This is a genomic window from Neptuniibacter sp., assembly GCF_024231755.1.
Taxonomy (GTDB): Bacteria; Pseudomonadota; Gammaproteobacteria; order Pseudomonadales; family Balneatricaceae; genus Neptuniibacter.
Genome location: NZ_JAAEQH010000256.1, coordinates 22,854 through 44,274, shown reverse-complemented (window position 1 = coordinate 44,274; position 21,421 = coordinate 22,854). Strand labels below are relative to the sequence as shown.

The window sequence follows — 21,421 nt, the reverse complement described above, 5'->3', positions numbered from 1 at the left end:
TGGTTCGGGTGAACCAGAAATAAGATTTCATAATGACGCATTGTAGCTCCTTACGGGTTAGTAGCCTCCGGACCACACCATGTGACCGAGGGCAAGGAGATTGGAAATAGTTCTCCAAAGGACGCGTAATTCTACGCACCTTGCAAGGTGCTTGCAAGCGATATAAAAAGGGATTCAGGAGAAACCAACCCTATGCATTGCGACGACAGCACCGATCTTCTCGCCATCACTATCAAACAGCGCAGTACCCGATACTTTAACCCGATGCTTCTCCCCACAAGCAGCCACTATAACCACTTCGAGATTTGAAACCTCGTCACCATGAAGAGCCCTGAAGATTGGCCACTGAGATTTTTCCAGCAAGGTTGAACCATCCGCTGCATAAACCCTGAAAGGCGCATCATCAAAACGTTCTAAACGAGCATTTTCCGGTAAACCACGCAGTTTCATAACCGCACGGTTGGAGAAAATCATCTTCCCATCAGCATCACAGGCAACAACCCCATCATCAATGTTAGCCAGAGCGGCTTCCATAAAATGAGTCTGTCGTGCCAGTTCTGCCTTAAGTTGATCACCCTGAAGCTGGTTTTCTTTCAAAACCGAAAGCATTTTGGAGAATGCCTCAGAAGTTTCCGCAATATCATTGAAAATACTGCCCCGCGAATCGATATCAACTTCTAGCTCTCCCCTGCGTACAGACTGAACTCCCTTTTGAATATCCAGAATAGGCCGGGACAGAGAGCGAGCAAACCAAACCCCAAGTAAAACGCTTATCAGCGTTACACAAGCGGCCAACACCATATTGAAGTGTTGATTAGCTTTAATCTCGGTCAGAAAATCCTCTTCTGGCATATAGATACCTAACAACCACGGCCAGTTATCGGAGAATGGAGTAAACACCGCCTGATACATCTTACCGTCGTATTCAAAACCACTATTCACAGCCGTATTTAATACATACCAACCGGGCGAAAGCTGTAAAGATTCAACAGCTGCCCTAGATTCTGCCTGCTCCAGCTCTTCAACCCGCAACAAACGCTTCATGCCGGAAGATTTGTCTTCAATATATGCCCCTTTAAGACTCCTATGAGCAACAACATCACCATTATTGTTCACAATCAAAGCTGAGGCTTGCTCACTCAAATCAAGCTGACCGAGGAAATCAGATAGGGAAGATAGATCAATATCAACACCAACAACCCCCATCATATCCCCAGATTTCGAGAATACAGGGCTAGCAACCGTTATGCCTGGAGTCTGTGAAGTAAAAAACAAATAAGGGTCTGTCCAGATCTGACCTCGCTCACCAATTGCCTTGGTAAACCAGGGGCGAGTACGAGGATCATAACGATCCTCTGGATCATCCATCTCTTTTTTTAGGAGAAAATCATTGTTATACCAACGATTCCAGACCCGACGCTCTCCACCATCTTCGGTAATGCGCTTGATCTGAAAATCTGCCACTTCCGAGCTACGTCTAACAAAATAAAAATCACCGTCCAGGTTACCGTAGTAGATGCCCGCAATATGAGGATAGAGCATCAACTGCTCATAGAAATAATGCTCCATATCATTTGGCCGCTCAGAACTTACAACCTGATGTTTGGCCAAACTTTGAGTCAGATTTACTGCCGATCTAGCAGGAGAGAGGAATTCCTCAGAACGGTGAATAACTTCACGGGAAAGGTTACGCATCAATTGCTGGGCATGACCAAGCAAGACCTGCTCAGTCGTGAAGTAGGAGGAAAGCAGAATAATACAGACTGTTACAACCTGTAATACCACAATCCCCAAAGCCATTGTTTTCGTAATAGATAAGCGCATAACATCACCCAATAACAACCAGCATATGCGTTCACACCTTATAAACCACAAATACTGATTAAAAAGCGCTCATGCGACTATAACTATTTTTAGTGTTATTTTCTGCTCCCTAAAACAAAAAGCGGGTCATTCTTTCGAATAACCCGCCCAGAAAAGCCATTAAGCATTTGATCTTATTGAATCAGCAACCCAATCACTCTACCTCAATAATTTCATAGCTGTGGGTAATCTCTACTCCACCACGCTCCAGCATCAAAGAAGCAGAGCAGTACTGCTCAGCAGAAAGCTTAACCGCTCGCTCAACCTTTTTAGGGTTAAGATCACGACCACTTACGACAAACTTAACGTGAATTTTAGTAAATACTGCAGGAACTTCATCAGCGCGTTCGGATTCGATTTCAGCTACGCAATCAACCACATCCTGACGGGTTTTCTTTAGAATCCCCACGACGTCATAGCTGGTGCAGCCACCCAGGCCTAACAACATCAGCTCCATTGGGCGAGGACCTTGCTTCAGCTCGCCATCAATCATCACATCAAAACCGGAACCCGTAGTGCCCTGAAAACGAACATCACCATCCCACTTAACTTTGGCACTCATACTCATACAGCTACGACCTTATTCAAACAGTTCTTTCAGTTTCTGACCTGGATTTTCAGCGCGCATAAATGCCTCACCCACCAGGAAACTATGTACATTATGTTCGCGCATCGCCTGAACATCTTCGCGGCTATGGATACCGCTCTCAGTCACCACGATTCGATCATCCGGGATAGAATCCAACAGATCGTAAGTATTGTTCAGTGTTACCTCGAATGTATGCAGGTTACGGTTATTGATACCCACCAGCTTATTATTCAGTGGTAACGCACGTTCCAACTCATCTGCACCATGCACTTCGATCAGCACATCCATACCCAGTTCAACCGCCAACCCATTCAGATCAGCCATCTGCTGATCTTCCAGAGCAGAAACAATTAGCAGAATGCAATCAGCACCAATCGCACGCGCTTCGTAAACCTGGTAAGGATCTACGATGAAATCCTTACGAATAATCGGCAGAGAACACGCAGCACGCGCTTCCATCAGATACTCTTCACAGCCGTGGAAGTAATCTTTATCAGTCAGCACAGACAAACAGCTGGCACCGCCCAGCTCATATGACTTAGCGATTTCAGCGGGCAGAAACGGATCACGCAACAGGCCTTTGGATGGACTGTGTTTCTTCGCTTCAGCAATAACCGCTGAACGCCCCTCAGCAATCGCACGCTCCATATTCGCAGCAAAGCCACGAGGATCAAAAGCAGTTCCTTTCTGATCTGCAATTCGAGCTTTCAGGTCAGCCGTAGAAGTTTTAGGCTCACGCTCCGCTACTTCTTCTGCCTTACGCGCCAGTATTTTCTTTAAAATCGTTGGTGTATCAGACATGTTTTAACCTTAAAAGCCTAACCCTTAAACGCCTGGCTGAATTCAGACAGTTCTTTAACTTTCTCTGCAGCTGCGCCGCTTAGAATAACCTCTTTCGCCTGGGCAACACCCGCCTGTAGAGAATCAGCCAGATCAGCAGCGTACAGAGCCGCACCCGCATTCAGTGCGATCATATCAATCGCTTTCTTATTTTCACCTGCAAATGCGGACTGAATAAGAGCCAGACTCTCATCAGAGCTATGCACCTGAAGCCCATCCAGCGACTGTTTTTCCAAACCGGCATCTTCTGCTGTGATGCTATATTCAGAGACCGCACCACCTTTCAGCTCAGCCACATAAGTTTCACCTGCAAGACTGATCTCATCCAGGCCTTCAGCCGCATGAACCACCAGCGCATGTACTGCACCCAATGCTTTGAGTGCTTCTGCCATAGGTTTACACAGGGATTTATCAAACACACCTAGCAGATAATGTTTCGCACCTGCAGGATTGGTTAACGGACCAAGAATATTAAACAACGTGCGCAGAGCCATCTCCTTACGTGGACCAATGGCATGTTTCATTGCACTGTGATGCTGAGGAGCAAACATAAAGCCCACACCCACCTGATCAATACACTGCGCGATCTGCTCAGGAGTAAGCGCCAGATTCACACCCGCTGTTTCCAACAAATCTGCAGATCCTGAACTGGAAGAAACAGAACGGTTCCCATGCTTAGCTACGTTGCCACCTGCTGCAGAAACGACAAATGAACATGCACTGGATACGTTAAACAGGTTTGCACCATCGCCGCCTGTACCAACAATATCTACAGCATTGGCAGCGTCAATATGTACTGGGGTAGCCAGCTCACGCATCGCATCAGCTGCACCCGTGATCTCTTCCACGGTTTCACCTTTCATGCGCAGCGCTATAAGCAACCCACCAATCTGTGAATCAGTCGCATTGCCGGTCATGATCTGCCCCATAACCTGCTTCATATCTGAGGAGCTTAAGCTGTGGCCATCAACGATAGTTGCCAGTGCCTGTTTAATATCCATGTTCTTAACCTTTTTAATCAGCTTCGCTTAAGGAAGTTAGCCAGAAGATCATGTCCCTGCTCAGTCAGAATGGACTCAGGGTGGAACTGCACCCCTTCGATATCCAATTCTTTGTGACGAACACCCATGATCTCATCGATATTTCCATCTTCATCCTGAGTCCAGGACGTAATTTCCAAACAATCCGGAATGGTTTTCTGGTCAATAACCAGAGAGTGGTAGCGAGTCACTTCGACTGGATTGTTAAGTCCTGCAAAGACTCCACCTCCCTCATGATGAACAGCAGAGGTTTTACCATGCATCACCTGCTTGGCACGGACGATATCACCGCCAAAAGCCTGACCAATACTCTGATGCCCTAAGCAGATACCCAGAATAGGTAACTTACCAGCAAAGTGATTAATTGCCGCTACAGAGATACCCGCCTCATTGGGAGTACATGGACCTGGAGAGATTACCAGATGAGTAGGGTTCAGCTTTTCTAGCTCTTCAATAGAAATTTCATCATTACGATAGACATGCACATCTGCCCCCAACTCACCGAGGTACTGCACCACGTTGTAAGTAAACGAGTCGTAATTGTCGATCATAATCAGCATAGCGGATATACCTTATAGAGCAGGCAGTTGCTATGGAAGCAGCTCTTCCAATACAACAAGCATATGTCTTAAAAAATAGGATTCAGGATTCTAACAGTTCACTTCCTAGTTACCCAGAGGGAAATTGTACCTGGGGCATTTTTTTATCCGCATCTTCCAGCAATTCATAAAACTCTGCAGCAGGGATAGGACGTTCAAAAAAGAACCCTTGGCCAAACTGGCACCCCTCTTTAGCCAAGAAATCCAGATGCGCCTGGCACTCAACACCTTCGGCAATAACAGCAAGTCCAAGATCATTGCCCAGCGAAATAATCGAACGCGCAATCGCTGCATCATGACGATCATTTTCTAGATCAGAGACAAAAGCACGATCAATTTTCAAAGTATCAACCGGGAGATTTTTCAGATAGCTCAAAGAGGAATAACCGGTACCAAAATCATCAATGGCAATTTTGAAGCCCGCTTCTCGCAACTCCTGCAACTGCTGCATCGCCACCTGCATGTTATTCATGATCAAACTTTCGGTCACCTCGATCTCAATTCGAGAGGCTTCAATTCCGATTTCATCTATCACCGCCTTCACTCTCTCAGTGAGATTCGACTGCTCCATATGCCTGGCGGAAAAGTTAACTGAAACAACCAAAGCCTCACCCTGGTCAGACAGTTCATCCCAGTCCTTCAACTGTAGGCACACACTGCGAAGTACCCAGAAATCAATATCAACCACCAGACCTGTTTCTTCTGCTACAGGAATAAAGCTATCTGGGGAAATCAAGCCATGCTCAGAATGGTGCCAACGTACTAAGGCCTCAGCCCCGACAACTTTTCCACTTTTCAGCTCCAACTTCGGCTGATAGAAGACAATAAACTCATTCTCTTTCACCGCTTTGTGCAAGCTGGATTCCAACTCCATGCGTGTGAATGCCTCTTGAGTCATTTTCTCGGTATAGAATTGATACCCATTGCGCCCATTCTGTTTAGCCTTATACATCGCTGCATCGGCATTACGCACCAATTCATCAGCCCCTTTGCCATCTTCAGGGTAGAAACTAATACCGATACTGGTCGTTACATACAGATCACGACCTTCAATCTCAACTACGCGAGAAAAAGCGTCGATTAAATTATGCGCCACCTTAGCCGCATCTTTTGGATCCTCGATAGAATCCAGAATCACGGTGAATTCATCCCCGCCTAGACGAGCGGGAGTGTCCATTTTGCGTACTGAGGCACTTAAACGTTTTGAAACTTCGATCAACAGCTTATCTCCCGCTGCATGACCCAAACTATCATTAACGTTCTTAAACCGATCCAGATCCATAAATAGCAGCGCGAAACGCTCACCCGAGCGCTCTGACTTATGTATGGTGTGTTGCAACTGTTCCATTAACATCAAGCGATTAGGCAAACCGGTTAGCACATCATGGTGAGCTAAGTGGGTTAGACTGTCTTGCTTATCCTGGATATTGTCATAACTGACTCTCAGCGCGTGCGCCATCTGATTCAACGCCGTTTGCACATCATCCCACTCATCTCGACGCTTTAAATCGACCTGCTTATCAAGATCTCCTTCTTGAAAAGCCTGGATACCCTGTATTAAACCGTCCAACGGTTTACGAATATTACGCTTGATAATTAAGGTGACTGAAAGCAAGGTGATAAATAGCACCGCAATCAGAATTAAGACAATCCGCTCTCGCGAGGTATCAATAATTTCATCAAGTAGCATCCCAAGCTCTAGTGCTGTTTCTTCAACAACTTCCTCACTACGCTCAAGCACGCCTAATGCTTTTGTCGCTGTAGCATGATTAGCATCTGAATAGCGCCATAACGCCTGCGTTTTTTCTTCTAGCACAACATGGCTACGCTTAAACAGCCTGAGATTATCTTGCATACTAGAAGTAACTAAAGAAATTTCCGGAGTCGAAGCAGTGGCAGTATCTAAACGTAGGATTAGATCATCGATAAGCGACATAATTTCGACAAACCAGTCACTACTAGTTCGGCGCAGCATATAACCTTCATGCTCAGCCTGCTGTCTATCGATCTTAAGTAAGGTTTCCCGATAACCCGTAATGAGCGCTAATATCTGCTCATAGAAGTAAACATCACGTCCCTCTACTGTTGCATCCACCAACCATTTCGTCAGTTTTGACTCCAGTAGATCCAATTGGGTATGCAGGCTAAGTGATAAAAGCGCTTGTTGCTCTAAGGCCAGATTGATTGAAGAACAGATCTGCAGATATTCCCTAAAGCTACGAGCATACTCCCGAATAGGTAACTGCTGATATTGAGTAGGGGCATTTAAAACCAGATCATGCAACTCTGCCTGTATACGCGCGCCTTCTTCATTAAGGTACGCCATATCATTGTAGAAGCCACTCTCAAACAGCTTTACATCCAGCAGGAACTTCGAAAGTTTCCTTCCAAAACGGGCATTATCTACGAGAGAGATAGCCTGCTCTGAAGCTGTTTGTTTTGACAGATGCTGTACATCTTTCAAAGTAACAGCCATCAGAAGCGCCATGGCCCCCAACCCTATGGCCACCACAGCAACAAGAATATGTAATTTACTACTTAATCGAAGATTAGCCAGTCCTGCCATCTATCACTGCCCACGCACCAATTTCACTCCACGCAGCAGAACAGGCCTCGGGGTTAAAGAAAACTTTTTAACTGCCGTAGCATTCAAGACACGCTTACCGCGGTAATTCCGAGTAACTGGAATCGCTGAAACAGGCGTTCCTTGCATTGCCTTAAGAAGCAATGATCCAGCTCGATTCCCCTGTTCATATCCTGTTTTAACCACGGCAGAAAATGCTCCACTTTCAACATGATGGCCATTTGCCCCAATGATAGGCCCCGAAAAATCCTGCGCAACCAGACTGAACAATTCGCTATAGCTGAGACTTCCCCCTTGAGGTTTTTTAATCCCAGCTGCGCCATCGATATAAACCGCATCACATGACTCAGACAAACTCTGCGCTGCAGCCTTAACTGTTGCTACATCATGAACAAACTCAATCCCACAGATGCTTGCAGCATAGTCACCTTTTTCCTCTTCTACTTGACCAATCACCGCCTTCCCAGAAGGACTGTCCTTGGTGATAAAACCTATCTTGCTAACCTTCGGCATCAATTGCTGGAGAAATACAATCGACTCTCGAATATGACCTCTCTCTAGAACTCCGGAGATGTGATCATTAGGAAAACCGTATTTAGCAGGTGCGGCGTTTACACCCGCAAACATAACTGGGGTGCTTACTTTATCTTTCAGGTACGGCACTACAAACATAGATTGAGCATTATCATCAATCGTAATTACACCGTCTGGATTCAGGGAGCTGTATAGAGCAAAAGCCTCCGAGGCTTTTTGAGCCCCTCCCGCTTTATTAACCTTGGTATCCATATAAAAAAAGGTCAAATCAGCCTCGGTTAGCAGTGCGGATTCGATCCCTTTTTTAATTGCCTTACTCCAGTGAAAATCTTGCTCATAACTCATCACCACTAACACTTTGAAAGGTGCGGCAAAGGCTGAGCTGGCAAAAAAGGTTAAACAGGACAAAATAAACGTGAGGGCCAGCGATTTGGGCATCATTTTCTTTCCCTTGTACGTTATTGGTTAAAGTAAAACTATAGCTACAGTTTTTAGGGCAAGCTAATTTGGATCAGCTTTCAAATACAGATCAGTTTCCGAAAAGAGTGCTGTTTTCACATAGAGAACAGTTTTTAATAGAGACCAACCGGGAGGCAGTGGTCTCTATCAAAATTGGGAAATGGGGCGATCTAACATTGACTAGAGGTTGTCCAGCCCTTTTTCCACCATTGCGACTGCACTGAAAACAGCCCGTCCTTTATTCATCGTCTCTTTCCATTCCAGACGCGGAATCGAATCCGCCACCACACCGGCACCGGCCTGGATATGCAGAACATCATCTTTAATCACGGCAGTACGGATCGCGATAGCTGTATCCATATTGCCATTCCATGAGAGGTAACCTACCGCACCGCCATATACGCCACGTTTTACCGGTTCCATCTCATCAATAATTTCCATGGCACGTACTTTAGGTGCGCCACTCAACGTTCCCGCTGGGAGTGTTGCACGAAGAACATCCATAGCCGTCACACCCGGTTTTAACGTTCCATCAACATTAGAAACGATATGCATTACATGGGAGTAGCGTTCTATCACCATTTTATCGGTCAGTTTAACTGTTCCGATCTCCGATACGCGGCCAGCATCGTTACGCCCCAGATCGATCAGCATCAGATGTTCCGCGATCTCTTTAGGGTCAGCCAGCAACTCCTCTTCCATCGCCAGATCTTCTTCTGGCGTAGCACCACGCTTCCGCGTTCCGGCAATTGGACGCACGGTAACGATGCTGTCTTCCACACGCGACAGAATCTCAGGAGACGAGCCCACCACATGGAAATCATCCAGATTCAGCACATACATATAAGGAGAAGGGTTCAAGCAACGCAGGGCCCGGTATAGATCCAATGGTTTGCTGGCAAACGGGATAGACATACGCTGCGAAATAACGCACTGCATAATATCCCCATCCAGTACGTATTCTTTGATCTTATCCACAGAGTCCATAAACGCCTGCTCACCAAAACTGGACTTGAACTCAGTTTCAGCAACTTCACGCTGATTCTCGATTGGCTCATCGTAAGGTGTTGCAACACGTAGGTCATTAACCAACTGATCCAAACGCTGCTGAGCTTTTTCGTAAGATCCTTCTTCAGCAGGATCAGCATGACAGATCAAAATCAGTTTGCCGGCAAGGTTGTCAAACACCACAACTTCATCAGACACCATCAATAGAATATCTGGAGTGCCAATCACATCTTCAGGGCAACTGTCTTTGAGACGCTTTTCAACATAACGAACACAGTCATAACCAAAATAGCCCACCAGACCACCATTAAAACGTGGCATGCCTTGTAGTTCTGGTACTCGGTAACGCTGCTGGAACTGTTCAACAAATTCCAGCGGGTCTTCCATCTGTAATGACTCAACTTCCTGGCCATCTTCGGTAACAACAATCTGATCACCATGCACCTTCAGAATCGTGCGACACGGCAAACCGATAATCGAGTAACGCCCCCACTTCTCACCGCCCTCAACAGATTCGAGCAGATAGCTATAAGGCGCATTAGCCAGTTTTTTGAAAGTCGAAAGAGGTGTATCCAGATCAGCAAGTACTTCGCGGGTAACAGGGATCCGGTTGTAGTTTTGTGCGGCCAGTTCCGCAAACTGTTCAGGGGTCATTTTGGTCTCTCACAATGCCGGTAAAAAATAATAAAACGATAAAGACGAACTAACAGGCGTATCGAGCAGACAAAATAGGGAAGGTATCTTCAGGGCTTAGCAAGAACCGCTGATATGTCAGGGCATTGGAGCTACAGGATAGACCCCAGCCGAATTTGTGTCTGCCGGTTTATTCAGACACGCCATCGCCATCGCTCACCCACAAATGGGAAACGACCAGTTGTTCCAGTATTTTTCAGCGTTGCTGTTGCAAATGGCATCACGGCAGGCTTAATAAAGTTATAGATAGAGGAACAATATAGCAGCCGTTGTTTCAGTTCAACTGCTGCCACATCAATTAAGCAAGATTTGTAAGGATTAAGGGTAATTTCCCTTCGAACTGCAGAACTTTGATAACGAACGCATTGCCTTTATATATGCGTGCTTAAAAAAAGCCCCGGCAAGCCGGGGCGTACAAGAGCTATGATGTTGGAATCAGATACCTTTGATTCCGAGAGCCGCTACATTTCCAAGTAGCAATTACAGGTTCTTAGCATGAGGGAATAACCTGTGACTGATGACTAGGTTATACGCAGCCCCAAAAACAAAAAAATCGATTTTAGTTAACATAAAGATCGATTATTTCGAGAAACACAATACAAAACAGTCCGCAGCAATAGTTACCTAGCGCGACGTAGTAACCATACACCGAAGGCAAAACAGATCAGGATAGGCAAAAGAACCGCAATCAACGGGGAGAACCCAAACACAGTACTGGTCGGCCCCAGTAGATCCTGAGTAAGCTTGAAGACCAATCCAATAACTATCCCTGTAATCAGACGCTGGCCTACCGTCACACTTCGCAACGGCCCGAAGATAAAGGAAACCGCAATTAACACCAACGCAAAGATTGCCAACGGCATCAGTAGCTTGTTCCAGAACGCCACCCTATATTGAGATGCCTCCAGCCCTTGTTCTACCAGATAATCGCTATAGTCAATCAAGCCCACCATTGACAGATTAGCCGGTTTAACCATAACCACTTTAAGCAGATCCGGTGTTAAACCACTTTTCCACTCTTCTGTTTTCAGCACAGCTGTTTGCACTTTCTGTGCCTCAAAACCCTGATCTGCACTAGGCAGAGGGAAGCGAGTTTCTTCAATTTCTTGTAGCAGCCAGTTTTCACCGTCAAAGACACCTTCTTCGGCAAAGCTAGAGCGCGCCAGTGTCAGGTCATCATTAAATTCATAGCGGGTAATTCCGCGCACCGAACCATCTGTCTCAACCGCGTTAATATGAATAAAGGTCATATCATCACGATGCCAAATCTTACTTGCACTATGGATAGCACCACCGGTGATTTTCACCTGTCGGTGACTCTGGGCAATCGGTTCGGTTACCGGCACCACAAACTCACCAATCGCTAGCCCGCCAAAAATAATGACAAGAACCGGCTTCATCACTGACAGGATAATTCCCATGGTTGATACACCAGCCGCACGCATCACTGTTAGCTCGGCATTTGATGCCAGCACCCCAAGACCTAACAAACAACCGATCAAACTGGACAGAGGAATGAACTCATAAAATCGACTTGGTGCCGTCAGCCACACATATTTAACGGCTTCAGCGAATGTATAAGCACCTTCAACATCCTTCAGCTCTTCAACCAAAGCGAACATCATATCCAAACCCACAATGGTCAACAGGACAATGAGAAAACCGCCCAGCACATGACGCGCTATGTATAGATCGAGTAACTTCATGATTTCTTTATCTTGCTGAGTTTCAGACTTGGCATCGGGATCTGGTCAAACAACCGACTCCAAAAACGGCCAAAAACAATCATATTTAAAGCGCCTAGGCCAAAAATAAGATGGATAAGCCAGATTGCCCAAGGGCTGGCCTCACCATCGCCCACCTTGCTAGTGATGTTACTCAGCACAGCCAAATAGGTGAGATAAATAAGGATAGAAGGCACTAGACGTGCGAAACGGCCCTGACGTGGGTTTACCCTGCTCAATGGTACAGCAAGCAGCGTTACAACAATCGCCAGAACCGGCAGGGAAAGTCGCCAATTCAGCTGCGCTTGGTGACGGGGTTCATCAGACGCCCAAAGATAGGAAGTAGGTAGCGCTTCCACCTTATCAAACCGTATCTCCTGATTCTTATGCTCTATCTCACTACCATAACGCTCAAAGCCAAGTTCAACATAATCACCCTGCCCTGGTACGCCTTCGTAACGATAACCTTTTTCCAATACCAGGAAACGCTGGTCACGGGACTGATCAATAAAGGTAGTACCGGTCTGCGCCAAAGTTATCTGCAGACGATCATTACTCTTATTTCGATCCGCCATAAAGATCATACCCAGCTGTCCACTCTCATCAAGAGAATCGGTATAGGTCACGCGCGGACTATTTTTTTGCTTCTGGAAGCGCCCCGGAGTCAGACTTTCCAGTTCACTTCGGTTTTCCTGTTGATCAAAAATATTATTGGTTTCAGATGCACCAAGCGGAGATATAAAAACAGAGAGCGTGCCCACAATAACCGCCACCATAAGTGCTGGCCCCATGGAATAAGCCACCAGCCTCTTCTGACTCATCCCCGTCGCCTCAAGAACAGTCATCTCGCTTTCAAGATAGAGACGGCCATATCCCAGCAGGAACCCTAGAAACAGGCCTAGCGGCAGAATCAATTCCAGAAAACCCGGTAAACGATAGAGCATAATGGAGAACAAAACCCCAGGGTCCAGTTCACCCACAGCAGCTTTGGAAAGGTACTTCACAAAGCGCCCACTCATGATGATAACCAGCAACACAGAACTGACCGCAAGCATGCTGACCAGAACTTCACGTGCTAAATAGCGATAAACAATCACTCTATATCCTTGCGAAACCTGTTACCGACACAAAAATGGTTTATATTATTCAGCCTTACAGCGGATGAAACAGTGTAAGACTTTGTACACAACCAAGGTGCCGTTCTTATCGGTGTATATAAAAGTACCGGCATTATCCTTGAATCCGCCAACTTTGTCTCGTTTAGACGGCAGCTAGCCGCGAGTTTGGAGCCACCATGGATTTTGAAATTGTTAGTAGTGATATCCCTTCACTGGAAACCGAATGTTTAGTTGTTGCTGTAGAAACAGAAGGAACCCTTTCCTCCGCAGCAAAAGCGGCCGATGAAGCCAGCTCAGGTTATATCAGCGAGATTTTGAATGGTGGTGATATCAGCGGCAAAAGCGCACAAACGTTGCTACTACATAAAGTTCCAGGTCTTGCCGCAAAACGTGTACTTCTTCTAGGTTTAGGCAAAGCTGAAGATCGTAACGACCGAAACTTCCGTAAAGCGGTTAAAGCTGCGATGGGTGTCGTTAAAAGCACAGGCGTGAGCAGCGTTACTTTTGCATTGGGTGAAAACCTGACAAACGATGAAGACCAGTATCGTCAGCTACGTCACCTGGTTGAATGGTCTGGCCATGAGCTATACAGCTACGACGAAACCAAAAGCAAAAAAGCTGATCCATTAAAACTGGAACAGATCTCAATCCATACCTCGGAAGAAGACTCTGAGATTGCTGAAACAGCACTGCTCGATGGCACAGCGATTGTAAACGGCACCAGCATCGCTCGTGATCTTGGTAACCTGCCGGGCAATTTCTGTACTCCAACCTACCTGGCTGAACAGGCACTCGAGCTAGATGACGAATTCGAAGACCTGACAGCTACCATCGTTGACGAAGAAGAGATGGAAGCACTAGGCATGCACTGCTTACTTTCAGTAGGCAACGGCAGCGAACAGCCATCTAAACTGATCGTTATGGAATACAAAGGTGGCGAAGAGGGTGATAAGCCTCACGTATTAGTGGGTAAAGGTATCACTTTCGACACAGGTGGTATCTCCCTTAAACCAGGCGCAGGCATGGACGAAATGAAATTCGACATGTGCGGTGCAGCTAGCGTATTCGGCGCAATGACAGCGATCTGTGAGATGGCTCTACCGATTAACGTAGTGGGTATCGTTGCTGCAGCAGAGAATATGCCAAGCGGCCACGCGACTAAGCCAGGCGATATCGTTACGACTATGTCTGGTCAGACAGTGGAAATTCTAAATACCGATGCAGAAGGCCGTCTGGTTCTGTGTGACGCGCTGACCTACGCTGGCAAATTTGAGCCAGCATCAGTCGTAGATATCGCTACGCTGACCGGGGCCTGCATCATTGCACTGGGCCACCATGCTACAGGCGTTTTATCCAACAACGATGACCTTGCAGCCGAACTGCTGCAAGCAGGCGATCAGGCTGCAGATAAAGGCTGGCAGCTTCCTCTATGGGATGAGTTCCAGGAACAACTGGATTCCAACTTTGCGGATATCGCCAACATCGGCGGTCGCCCTGGCGGCACCATTACCGCAGCTTGTTTCCTATCCCGCTTTACTAAAGAGTACCGCTGGGCGCACCTAGATATCGCAGGTGTAGCTTGGAACAGTGGTGGCAAAGAGAAAGGTGCAACCGGTCGCTGCGTACCTCTACTGACTCAATACCTGCTTAACCAAGCAGCGGATGAGGAATAAACCCTAGGGTTTAAGCAACAGATGACCAGTAAAGCTGATTTTTACGTTCTGCCTTCAAACGATCCCGATGCTCGGGGTCGTTTCCTATGCCGTTTGGTTACCAAAATCCGTGCCCTTGGCCACGAACTCTATATCCAGACTGCAAATGAATCTGAAGCTAAACGTATCGATCAGCTTCTCTGGGAGTTTCAGCCCGAAGCATTTATCCCTCACGAACTGCTGGGTGACAAGCTTAACTCTGGCGTACAAATTGGCTGGGACACTCAACGCCCTGAACATAAAGATGTGTTCGTAAACCTGAATCTGGACATCCCAAAAGATGCTTTAGAATTTGACCGCATCCTGGAAATCGTTATCCAGAGTGAGGAAGTCTTAGCCTCCACTCGTAATAACTACAAATCCTACCAGGCAAACGGCATATCCATTGATATGCACGATATGCGCAAGCGCTAAGGCGAGGCTAAGAGCACGCTTGCCGCGAAGCAGCAGCTACGAGTGTCGAGAACGAGGCTTCGCCTCTGCTAGAACGTCGCTTCGCGACTGCTAGGAATAACTTAAACCCGTGGCTTTTAGGTTTTGAATTTTCTCGTAGCTACAAAGTAGCGTGCTAGCTACTCGTAGGCGGAGCCGTCCTAGCAGCTGCCGCTACGCGGCAAGCGTGCTCGCGGAAACCTACGCTACGACCGTCCCTGCCCCTCCAGATTTCTTATGGCCTCGAGTCTCCTCGATTAAGAACTTAAGCCAGCGCATATAAGGTGTACCACCAGTTCCCTGCTGATCATTACAACGCCGGGCTATGTACTTAATCGCCCAGTGGTAATGCACTTCACGGAAACAGGCCATCAACTCCAACACCGCATCAAACTTATCTGATTGGGCCACTTGTTTTAGATCAGGCATCGCCCTCACTTGCTCTAGCATCAAGCGATGTTCGGCAGGCATATATTGACGCATATCGTAAAGGTGACGAGTTAGTTTATTGTCCTGATGGGGAATTTTCATAAACTCCGTCAACAACGGCATGATCGAACTCTGCGCTCCAGTCTCACCACGGAAGCTTATTGGCTCAATATTCACGCCCTCATAAACCACTTCTCTGAACTGACCGATATAGGGTCGGAATTTAGAGAAGTACAACTCATCAGACATACGTTCAGGTATACGTTGAAGTATCTGGATAATACTAGTCATGGCTGTAGCCACTTTATCTAACGCCACATCTACCTCTTTAGGGCCGACCTCACCATGCAGGGATAATACTGCATCCAAAATCTCTGCTGCTTTTGCCTCGATATCCACATGAACCAAAATAAACCAATGCTCATCATAGAGGTGGACAAAGTTCTGCAACGTATCAATATTCCCCAACTCAACCGGCTTACGAAGATCAAACCGTTTCCAGTTATACAACGCATAACCGTCGTAACTCAGGATAGAGGGACGTTGCATAAGATTGGCAATCTTACACAAAGGTTTCGCCAAGTTAGCAGGGAGAGAATGACACTGGGGTTGACCTATCTGATTAATGTAACCCGAGGCGATGAAACCTAGCCTTACATAGTAGAGGCAAGCTTGAGAGCGTAGATCGTCCGGGATGTTTACATAAGGCCAGTCAGGCACAAATACCCTACGCAAATAATCACGGGCATCTTTTTCTAGCAATAGACTCGGTAATGAATTACCCACTGTATCCAACACTTCATAAGGCTCCCCCAATACCAATTCAGTCGCCGGATCATCACAAGGTAAAAAACCGCGTGCGGCATAACACTGTTTCATGTTTTGCCCTCCGATCAAAAGTAGTTACTTCTAGTATAGAAGTAACTACTTTTTAGGACGCTGCAAAGCAGCTACGAGTGGCTAGAACGCAGGTCGCTCTGCTCCAGTAGCGAGCGCGCTCCTGCGTCGCTTCGAGGGGCTAGAACGCACTTCGTTGCTACTAGAAAAAGCCAGCTTACCGCCGCATGTAAGTTTTACCAGCAGCCGTGTTAGCGTGCTGATTTATCTATGGAATTCAAAAGTCCACCGAGCATCTGCTGTATTTCTGTAGCTTCTTTCAGCCAAACCGGAGCAATCTTTGAAGAAATAAACCCCACCCTGCTACCAATTTGGATTTGGGTTTTCAGCTCAGCTGCAGAACCACGGGCATAGAGGAGAAATTGCCGTTTCTCTTTTTGAGAACCACGCTCAAAACCTTCAGCAATATTACTGGGGATAGATAAACCGCTACGGGTTATCTGATCTTTGAAGCCATAATCCCGACAATTCGATAGCTGCATATACAGCTCACAACTCAATCGACAGGATCGTTTCCATACATCCAGACTTTCATAACTCATTGACACCTCCTGTGTCACTTCGCTCCAGTGGCTAGTGGCGAGAACGAGTCTCCGCCTCTACTAGCACGCTACTCCGTAGCTACGAGATAATTCAAAACCTAAAATACCACCGCATTTAAGCTTTTCCTAGCAGCGGCTTCGCCGCGTTCTAGCCCCTCGCAGGCGCAGCCGTACTAGCAGCTGCCGCTATGCGGCATAGCGTGCTGTTAAAAGTAGCCTAAGGCTACTTTTAACCTGTATAATGCGCGGTCTTATCGAGCAGCCCCCAAAGTTCAAGGCTGCCATTAATCGTAAAAGTTTTAGCCAAAAGAAGCGCAATGGATACTACTTACCAGCCGCACGAAATTGAGAAATCCTGGTACAAAACCTGGGAAGAAAACAACTACTTCGCGCCACAGGGCGAAGGTGACTCTTACTGCATCATGATTCCGCCACCGAACGTCACCGGTAGCCTGCACATGGGTCACGCTTTCCAGCACACAATCATGGATGCTCTGACTCGTTACAAACGTATGCAGGGTAAAAACACTCTGTGGCAGGTAGGTACAGACCACGCAGGTATCGCTACCCAGATGGTAGTTGAGCGCAAACTGGCTGCAGAGAAACAACAGACTCGCCATGATCTGGGCCGTGATGCCTTTATCGAAAAGATCTGGGAGTGGAAAGAAGAATCCGGCGGTACGATTACTCGTCAGATGCGTCGCTTGGGTAACTCCGTAGATTGGGAGCACGAGCGCTTCACTATGGATTCAGGCTTCTACCACGCAGTACAGGAAGTGTTTATCCGTCTGTATGACGAAGGCCTGGTATACCGTGGCAAGCGTTTGGTTAACTGGGATCCTAAACTACACACTGCGATCTCTGATCTGGAAGTTGAGAACAAAGAAGTCAAAGGCAAGATGTGGTACCTACGTTACCCACTGGCTGATGGCGTTAAAACTGCAGCTGGCGAAGATCACATCGTAGTTGGTACTACACGTCCGGAAACCATGCTGGGTGATACAGGTGTTGCGGTAAATCCGGAAGATGAGCGCTACAAAAATCTGATCGGTAAAGAGATCATCCTGCCGCTGGTTGGCCGTCGTATCCCAATTGTTGGCGACGAACACGCTGACATGGAAAAAGGCACAGGTTGCGTAAAAATCACTCCTGCACACGACTTCAACGATAACGAAGTAGGTAAACGTTGCGGTCTACCAATGATCAACGTCCTGACCTACAACGCTGATATCCGCGAAGAAGGCGAAGGCTTTAACACTGACGGCACACCAAATAACGACATCGACACCAACATCCCGGAAAAATACCGAGGTATGGAGCGTTTCGCGGCACGTCGTGAAATCGTTGCGGATTTCGAAGCAGCTGGCCTTCTAGTTAAGATCGAAGAAAACGACATGACGGTTCCTTACGGCGACCGTGGTGGTGTAGTTATTGAGCCAATGCTGACTGACCAGTGGTTTGCAGATGCTAAAACTCTGGCAAAACCAGCGGTTGAAGCAGTAGAAAAAGGCGATATCAAATTTGTACCTCAGCAGTACGAGAACATGTACAACGCTTGGATGCGCGACATTCAAGACTGGTGTATCTCACGTCAGCTGTGGTGGGGGCACCGTATCCCAGCCTTCTACGACAACGAAGGCAACGTATACGTAGCAACAGACAAAGAAGCTGCTCGTGCGAAATACGGCCTGGATCCAGAAGTTGAACTACGCCAGGACGATGACGTACTGGATACATGGTTCAGCTCCGCACTGTGGACATTCGGCACACTGGGCTGGCCTGAAAACACCCAGCGCCTACAGACATTCCACCCAACTGATGTATTGGTTACTGGTTTCGACATCATCTTCTTCTGGGTGGCGCGTATGATCATGATGACCATGCACTTCATGAAAGATGAAGACGGCAAACCACAGGTTCCGTTCAAAACTGTTTACGTTACTGGTCTGATCCGTGACGAAAACGGCGACAAGATGTCCAAGTCCAAAGGTAACGTACTGGATCCACTGGACATGATCGACGGTATCGAACTGGATACTCTGTTGGACAAGCGTTGCGGCAACATGATGCAGCCACAACTGGCTGAGAAGATCGGCAAGCGTACTAAGAAAGAGTTCCCGGAAGGCATTCAGGCACACGGTACCGATGCTCTGCGTTTCACTCTGGCTGCACTGGCTTCAACGGGCCGTGACATCAACTGGGATATGAAGCGTCTGGAAGGTTACCGTAATTTCTGTAACAAGATCTGGAACGCTGCACGTTACGTACTGATGAACACCGAAGGTGAAGATTGCGGTCAGAACGGCGGTGATGTTGAACTGTCTCTGGCAGATCGTTGGATCGCTAGCCGTCTACAAGCGGTTGAAGCAGAAGTGGTTAAACACTTCGACGAATACCGTTTCGATATGGCATCCAAGACCCTGTACGACTTCATCTGGAACGACTACTGCGCATGGTACCTTGAGCTATCCAAGCCGGTACTGTGGGACGAAGATGCATCCGCTGAAGCTAAGCGCGGCACCCGCCGCACACTGGTTCGCGTACTGGAAACAATCCTGCGTCTGTCTCACCCAATCATGCCGTACATCACAGAAGAGATCTGGCAGCAGGTTAAAGGTCTGGCCGGTGTTGAAGGCGATACCATCATGACTCAGGCTTACCCAGTTGCAAACAACGACAAGATCGATAAAGACGCAGAAGCTGAGATCGAATGGCTACAAGGCGTTATCACTGGCGTACGTAACATCCGTGGTGAAATGGGTATCTCCCCTGCTAAAGAGCTGGATGTACTGTTCCAGAACGGCGGCGAATTGGATCAGCAGCGCCTGGAAGCTAACCGTACCTTCCTGTCTAAACTAGCATCCCTGAGCAGCATCACTTGGCTGAACGCTGGCGACGAAGCACCAATGGCTGCCACTCAGCTGGTTGGCGATATGGAAGTTCTGGTTCCAATGGCAGGTCTGATCAACAAAGATGCTGAACTGGCTCGCCTGCAGAAAGAATTGGATAAACTGCAGAAAGAGATCGGCCGTGTAGAAGGTAAGCTGGGTAACGAGAAATTCGTTTCTAACGCACCAGAAGCAGTTATCGCTAAAGAGCGTGAGAAACTTGCAGGCTCTCAAGCAGCTTTCGATAAGCTGAAAGAGCAGTACGGAAAAATCGAAGCTCTTTAATAAGTAGCTAGCACGCTTCGCGGGTCGCTCTGCTCCCAGAACGCTTCGCTACTAGAACGCGGCTTCGCCGCTGCAAGTGGCTAGGAAAAGCCCTTAAAAGCAAAAAGCCCGGTGAGAAATCACCGGGCTTTTTAGTTTCATTGAGAAATGATGGGACACCCATACCCCTATCATCCCCCTCGGTCAGACCACTTTGTAAAGTACTTAGTAATGAAAAAAAACCTTGAGTAGGATGGCGCTTCCATAAATCTAAAGCACTCCACCAAAAGGCTAAACCTGGATGATCTCTCAAAGAAAATGGCTTCTACTCGGTATGCTATTGATAGGACTTTCACTGATTCCAGTTGGTGATACCGCCGGCAAAATGCTGGGGCTTCAAGGCGCAGATCCTATTTTTATTGCCTGGAGTCGTTTAGCCGTAGGGTTTATCCTGATACTACCTCTGTCCGGGCTTGTATTCAGCGAAATAAAACACCTCTACAACTGGCGGTTACTGATACGTGCTGCCCTATTCTGCTGTGCCATTTTTAGTATCCTCACGGCGTTAAAAACCAAACCCATTGCTGATGTCTTTGGTATTTTCTTTGTTGGACCAATCGTCGCCTACTTCCTTGCAGCCATTGTCTTGAAAGAGCGAATCAATTTACTACGCTCGATAATATTACTTATCGGATTTGTTGGTGTTCTGATGGTGGTTAAGCCAGGGATAAACATGGACAGCGGCACATTCTTCGCACTGCTTTCAGGGACTTGTTACGGCAGCATGTTAGTTTGTAACCGCTGGCTCGCCACTCACTATCGCCCCCGCCTTATTTTGCTATCCACCCTTCTGGTCGGGGGCATTGCATTAACTCCAGCAGCTATACCCACTATTCCAAATCAATTTGATACTGAGTTGGTCATCCTGATCTTGATCAGTTCATTAGCATCGGCAGTAGGCAATCTCATCATAATTGAAGCCAATCGCCATCTGGAAGCAAGTATTGTTGCTCCGTTTGTTTATTCACAGCTCATAGCAGCAACCGTATTGGGCATTCTTGTTTTCAACGAATGGCCTGATACGGTCAGCGCAATAGGCCTGGCTATTATTTTTGCCTCTGGAATATTATCGTTCCTGATTTCAAAACTGAGATAAATCGGCTCAGCGCCCTTTAAATCCAGGCTCACCCTTACCGTCATTCCAGC

16 protein-coding genes are annotated in these 21,421 nt (G+C 47.2%); 4 read left to right on the top strand and 12 right to left on the bottom strand.

Translation table 11 applies throughout. The features are described 5' to 3' along the window. Positions 1-174: 174 nt before the first annotated feature. The 10 genes from GY843_RS13785 to lptF form a co-directional block, all read right to left on the bottom strand. Positions 175-1,824: a cache domain-containing protein gene (locus GY843_RS13785; RefSeq protein ID WP_297310511.1), complete on the bottom strand. Its 1,650-nt coding sequence runs from the start codon at positions 1,822-1,824 to the stop codon at positions 175-177. A gap of 193 nt (positions 1,825-2,017) precedes the next feature. Beyond that, a complete protein-coding gene (locus GY843_RS13780; protein ID WP_297310510.1) occupies positions 2,018-2,431 on the bottom strand; it encodes an OsmC family protein in 414 nt (137 codons plus the stop codon). A gap of 12 nt (positions 2,432-2,443) precedes the next feature. Further along, positions 2,444-3,253: an indole-3-glycerol phosphate synthase TrpC gene (gene trpC, locus GY843_RS13775; protein WP_297310509.1), complete on the bottom strand. Its 810-nt coding sequence runs from the start codon at positions 3,251-3,253 to the stop codon at positions 2,444-2,446. Between the two features lie 17 nt (positions 3,254-3,270). Next, positions 3,271-4,293 carry an anthranilate phosphoribosyltransferase gene (gene trpD / locus GY843_RS13770; protein ID WP_297310508.1) on the bottom strand — a complete coding sequence of 341 codons (1,023 nt, stop codon included), beginning with the start codon at positions 4,291-4,293 and terminating at the stop codon, positions 3,271-3,273. A gap of 17 nt (positions 4,294-4,310) precedes the next feature. Continuing rightward, complete coding sequence (locus tag GY843_RS13765; RefSeq protein ID WP_297310507.1) at positions 4,311-4,892, bottom strand: aminodeoxychorismate/anthranilate synthase component II; 582 nt, start codon at positions 4,890-4,892, stop codon at positions 4,311-4,313. A gap of 109 nt (positions 4,893-5,001) precedes the next feature. Then, positions 5,002-7,497 carry an EAL domain-containing protein gene (locus tag GY843_RS13760; RefSeq protein ID WP_297310506.1) on the bottom strand — a complete coding sequence of 832 codons (2,496 nt, stop codon included), beginning with the start codon at positions 7,495-7,497 and terminating at the stop codon, positions 5,002-5,004. 3 nt (positions 7,498-7,500) lie between these two features. After that, positions 7,501-8,394, bottom strand: a complete 894-nt coding sequence (locus GY843_RS13755; protein WP_297310505.1) for an ABC transporter substrate binding protein — start codon at positions 8,392-8,394, stop codon at positions 7,501-7,503. A gap of 294 nt (positions 8,395-8,688) precedes the next feature. Next, complete coding sequence (trpE, locus tag GY843_RS13750) at positions 8,689-10,170, bottom strand: anthranilate synthase component I (protein ID WP_297310504.1); 1,482 nt, start codon at positions 10,168-10,170, stop codon at positions 8,689-8,691. A 659-nt stretch (positions 10,171-10,829) separates the two neighbouring features. Further along, positions 10,830-11,915 carry an LPS export ABC transporter permease LptG gene (gene lptG, locus GY843_RS13745; RefSeq protein WP_297310503.1) on the bottom strand — a complete coding sequence of 362 codons (1,086 nt, stop codon included), beginning with the start codon at positions 11,913-11,915 and terminating at the stop codon, positions 10,830-10,832. Next, positions 11,912-13,030, bottom strand: a complete 1,119-nt coding sequence (gene lptF, locus GY843_RS13740; protein ID WP_297310502.1) for an LPS export ABC transporter permease LptF — start codon at positions 13,028-13,030, stop codon at positions 11,912-11,914. The genes lptG and lptF overlap by 4 nt, the downstream gene beginning before the upstream one ends. A 197-nt stretch (positions 13,031-13,227) precedes the next feature. On the opposite strand from lptF, the gene GY843_RS13735 reads away from it, so the two are divergent. Both GY843_RS13735 and GY843_RS13730 read left to right on the top strand, forming a co-directional pair. After that, complete coding sequence (locus tag GY843_RS13735; protein WP_297310501.1) at positions 13,228-14,724, top strand: leucyl aminopeptidase; 1,497 nt, start codon at positions 13,228-13,230, stop codon at positions 14,722-14,724. Positions 14,725-14,745: 21 nt separating this feature from the next. Further along, entirely contained in the window at positions 14,746-15,177 is a 432-nt protein-coding gene (locus GY843_RS13730; RefSeq protein WP_297310500.1) for a DNA polymerase III subunit chi, read from the top strand. Between the two features lie 219 nt (positions 15,178-15,396). Here GY843_RS13730 and GY843_RS13725 read toward each other — a convergent pair whose 3' ends face one another. Together GY843_RS13725 and GY843_RS13720 are read right to left on the bottom strand one after the other, a co-directional pair. Beyond that, positions 15,397-16,503 (bottom strand): hypothetical protein, encoded by a 1,107-nt coding sequence (locus GY843_RS13725; RefSeq protein WP_297310499.1) that lies wholly within the window; start codon positions 16,501-16,503, stop codon positions 15,397-15,399. 209 nt (positions 16,504-16,712) lie between these two features. After that, complete coding sequence (locus GY843_RS13720) at positions 16,713-17,063, bottom strand: four helix bundle protein (protein ID WP_297310498.1); 351 nt, start codon at positions 17,061-17,063, stop codon at positions 16,713-16,715. Between the two features lie 317 nt (positions 17,064-17,380). Between GY843_RS13720 and GY843_RS13715 the strand changes: the two genes are divergently transcribed. Beyond that, positions 17,381-20,236 (top strand): valine--tRNA ligase, encoded by a 2,856-nt coding sequence (locus GY843_RS13715; RefSeq protein ID WP_297310497.1) that lies wholly within the window; start codon positions 17,381-17,383, stop codon positions 20,234-20,236. A gap of 280 nt (positions 20,237-20,516) precedes the next feature. After that, on the top strand, positions 20,517-21,371 hold the full coding sequence (locus tag GY843_RS13710; protein WP_297310496.1) for a DMT family transporter: 855 nt from the start codon (positions 20,517-20,519) through the stop codon (positions 21,369-21,371). Positions 21,372-21,421: the final 50 nt, after the last annotated feature.